The sequence below is a fragment of the Flavobacteriales bacterium genome, assembly GCA_013001705.1.
Lineage (GTDB): Bacteria > Bacteroidota > Bacteroidia > Flavobacteriales_D > JABDKJ01 > JABDLZ01.
Map to the genome: position 1 here is coordinate 1 of JABDLZ010000063.1, position 3,504 is coordinate 3,504.

The 3,504-nt window shown below is 48.7% G+C and carries 5 protein-coding genes; 1 reads left to right on the forward strand and 4 read right to left on the reverse strand.

Annotated elements, in window-relative coordinates:
* The 4 genes from glyA to HKN79_02370 form a co-directional block, all read right to left on the reverse strand.
* A partial coding sequence (gene glyA / locus HKN79_02355) for a serine hydroxymethyltransferase (protein NNC82394.1) occupies nucleotides 1–451 on the reverse strand: 451 nt, incomplete at its 3' end.
* A gap of 45 nt (nucleotides 452–496) precedes the next feature.
* Nucleotides 497–958 carry a hypothetical protein gene (locus HKN79_02360; protein NNC82395.1) on the reverse strand — a complete coding sequence of 154 codons (462 nt, stop codon included), beginning with the start codon at nucleotides 956–958 and terminating at the stop codon, nucleotides 497–499.
* Nucleotides 955–1,497 carry an exosortase family protein XrtF gene (gene xrtF, locus HKN79_02365; GenBank protein ID NNC82396.1) on the reverse strand — a complete coding sequence of 181 codons (543 nt, stop codon included), beginning with the start codon at nucleotides 1,495–1,497 and terminating at the stop codon, nucleotides 955–957. Before xrtF ends, HKN79_02360 begins: the two co-directional genes overlap by 4 nt.
* Before the next feature lie 24 nt (nucleotides 1,498–1,521).
* A complete protein-coding gene (locus HKN79_02370) occupies nucleotides 1,522–1,740 on the reverse strand; it encodes a hypothetical protein (protein ID NNC82397.1) in 219 nt (72 codons plus the stop codon).
* Between the two features lie 167 nt (nucleotides 1,741–1,907).
* On the opposite strand from HKN79_02370, the gene HKN79_02375 reads away from it, so the two are divergent.
* Nucleotides 1,908–3,504 (forward strand): hypothetical protein (locus HKN79_02375; GenBank protein NNC82398.1); only part of this gene is annotated, 1,597 nt, incomplete at its 3' end.

The window sequence follows — 3,504 nt, forward strand, 5'->3', positions numbered from 1 at the left end:
GCATCTCATAGTCCACTAGACCGGATTCTCTGTCGACACCATAGAAATGAGGCTCATAGAGTTTACCGGAATAATTGACCGGAGAGCCGTGTGTCAAGTGACCACCATGAGAGAGGTCGAAACCTAGAATCTTATCACCCGGTCGCAAGCAGGCCAGCATCACGGCAGCATTGGCTTGTGCTCCTGAATGAGGCTGGACATTGGCCCAGCTCGCTCCGAACAGTTCTTTCAATCGATCGATGGCCAGTTGCTCCACCTGATCAACGATCTCACATCCTCCATAGTAGCGCTTGAAGGGCAATCCTTCCGCATATTTATTGGTCAGAACAGAGCCCGCGGCTTCCATCACCTGGTCGCTCACGAAATTCTCAGAGGCGATGAGTTCTACGCCATGGAGCTGACGTTCTTTCTCTTTTTGGATAAGATCGAATACTTCTGAATCACGAGACATGGATCGTAGGATTATAAATGAGGTGGCGAAAATAGATGGAAGCGATCAGCGTACGACCAACATCCGAGCAGGAATCATCAACATCAGTGGAAAAGGGGATTGCAAAGCCCCCATCACCACCCTCGACAGGGTGTATCCGAGTTCCGGTTCATTGAAAAGCCATCCTGCGATGAAAATCACCCCTGCGATGGCAAATGCTGAAAGATAGAAGTAGAGAATCCATAGACTGCCTTTCATGTCCTTCAGGATCATGCGAAAGGTGATCATGGACAATCCGAGATAGACCACCGTGAATAGGATGGTCAATATCCATTTGACCTGATTGAGTGCTGGGGAATCGTAGTTGTTCAGAAAATCAAATTGCTCGAGCACCCTGTAGTTCTCGATCAGTCCATCGTTGTATGCGATCTGTTCGTTGATGTTGACAAAGAGGATATCTCTGAATCCACCGAGAATGACAAGGACGATGGCCATGAGAATGGCAGCGATCCATTGGCCCCTTTTCATGGGGTGCTCTTTTTCAATGAGAGATCAGAGAATCGGGTCGCCCAGATGATCCAGAGTAGGAACATCCATCCATTCACCAGTATAGTGAAGGTGTAGTTGTGATTGAAATCCAGATAAGCGTAGTCATAGGTAACAATGATGCAGAGAGCCACGATGCGCAGCACATTGATCAAGTGGATGCTGAGTAATCCGAGGGGAATGAACCAGAGCTTCTTCTTCCAAGGACCGGGATACCAGAATATGAAGATGGTGAACAAGGCAAACAGACTGATGCCATTACATGGGTCACCGATCCATAGGCCGTATGTGCCATCGATACCTACAGTCCGTATTTGATCGACAGCTGGGGGTTCTGGGATGAGTTCATAGCCCATCGCACGTAAGATGGTGCTTGTGATGTCGATGAGATTGTCTATGACCATCCGGTCGAATCCGGTGTAGTCATTGATATACCCGTGATAGAGCCAATACCAAAGAAGATAGGAGCCAGAGGCCAGTATCAAGAAGCGGAGGAATGGGTTCTCCTTGATGGATCGCATCACTCCACGTTCAGAAAGGATTGCTTACTGCTCTTTGTGATAGTCGTAGGCCTTCTTGCCGGCCAGACCGAGTCCCGCAGCGATCAATAGACTGATACCACCATCTACAGGGATGCATGGAGGAGGGAAGCATCCGCCAGGGCCGGGGCCTTGGATAGGAGGTCCGGTCTGAGCACTTATGACTGCGCTCATGCCAACAACGAAGACCGCACTCAACAAGAATTTCATAGCTATTCTGTTCATCGTCTGAATTCTTGGTCACGAAGATACTGGTTCGAGTGGTAATTCATGACATGAAAGCCGTTGTTTTCAACAGTTGATCAAGAAGATTTAACTCTCGATGGGCTGGGTTTTTGGAGGCCGGAAATCGGATGGGGTGAGATACTATCTTTGCGCAAATTCAGAAGGGAGTGTCGGGTCAGAAGGCCAATATCATCACCGTAGAGGACATCAGGGTCGTCCAGAAATTCTTCACCAAGAACTGGTTCTTGCTTGTGCTAGTGCCTGCATTCTTTGCCTTGGTGGCCTATTTCTATACGCATCGCCTGCCCGAGATATATGGTGCGCGCACCGAGATTCTCCTCAAGTCGGGAGAAGAGCTGGACTATCAGTCGCAGGTCTACACATCATTGGCCGGATTCTACTCCAACTATGCCGACATCACCAATCAGAAACGGGTCCTGACCTCCTATGATCTGGTGTCCAAGGTGCTGGAGAAGCTCGACTACAGCGTCACCTATTACGTGGTGGGACGAGTCAAGACCATTCCAGGGAATTCGTTGGAACCGGTCGATATGGATATCGATGTCCACTGGCGGGGGCTCTATGGTCAGCGAATAGACTTCCGTATACTGGATGATGATCGCTATGAACTCTCCTTCGAATTGAATGAGGGCAGGGTCACCAGGGAGCATCACTTCGATGCGAACGAACTGACCGATGAGTACTCCATCCTTGTCAAGAAAAAAGACGGATTCTACGATATCCCTATCGATGAACTCATCCGAAACAAATACCAGGTAGAGATCAACGATCTCAACAGCCAGGTCAATGCCTATCGCTCCAATATGAAGGTGGATAATGTGGAGTACACGTCTGTACTCTCGGTCACCTTGGAGAATGAATTGGTGGATCGGGCCAAGATGTTCCTGGATACCTTGGCCAAGGTCTATATAGACTATACGCTGGAGAAGCAGATACAGCTCAATGAGAATACCATCGATTACATCGATGTGCAGTTGGATGCCCTACAAGGGACCTTGGATAGCATCGAGACCGAGATGGAGTTCTACAAGGCGAGCAATGCCATTCTGGATCTTGGCAAGGAAGAGGAGCAATTGTTCAGAGAGTTGGTCAAGTATGAGTCCCAGAAAGAAGAGATAGAACTCAAGGTAGAAGCCTTGAACTCCTTGCAGAATTATCTGCTCACAAGCGGAGAAGAGAAGCTCTTGCCTCCCTCGAGTTTCATTGTTCAGGACAGATTTCTGGATGCTAGTCTCAATGAGTTGTATAGCATGCAGTTGGAGATGGATCGGGACCTGATGGACCTGACCGATGAGAATCTAGGTATCCAATTCTTCGAGGGTCGCATGGATTCGCTCAGGAATAACCTGATCGTATATATCAACAACAGCCGCGTAGCCTATGAGGATCGGATCGGAGATCTGGACCGCTTGATCCGTACCTATGAGTTGAAGATCCGTACCATTCCTGGATCTCAGCGTGACATCGTAGAGATCAATCGTAAGCTGAAGGTAAATGAGAAGATGTATACCTTCCTGTTGGAGAAGCGGGCCAATACGGTCATTGCCAAGGCAGCCATCATACCTCAAACGAGTATCATCGAAAAGGCACGAGGAATCGGTTTGGTAGCACCGGATAAGGAACGGATCATCCTCACTTTTATCGGAGCGGGTATGCTCCTTGCCGCATTCATTGCATTCCTGCGCTTCATGTTCTTCGAGCGTATCGAGAACACACGAGAGCTCAAAGAGGCCACTCATATTC